This window comes from Photobacterium sp. R1, assembly GCF_054600795.1.
In genome coordinates, this window is sequence record NZ_BAAHZP010000866.1 from 1 (window position 1) to 244 (window position 244).

Below are 244 nucleotides of genomic sequence, written 5' to 3' on the forward strand. Positions count from 1 at the left end.
GGAGTAAATATTCAGGAACATCCCATATTGTTGAATAGATCTTAACCTTAAGCTTTTGACTTAATTTCCAAGTAACTATAATAATTTCAGGGCTGGATAGTGTGACCCAGATTTTTTCAATTTTCTCTTTTTCAATATATAAGATCAAATTTTCCACTATTTCTTCAAGTTTAACTTTCAGGAACCTGGAAAGATAAAATGTTGAAAGGACTGGATAGTGGGATTTATCGATTGTAATAACCTT

General features: G+C 30.7%; 1 protein-coding gene. It reads right to left on the reverse strand.

The features are described 5' to 3' along the window. On the reverse strand, positions 1-244 hold a 244-nt coding region (locus ACYP03_RS27545; RefSeq protein ID WP_459782877.1), incomplete at both ends, for a hypothetical protein.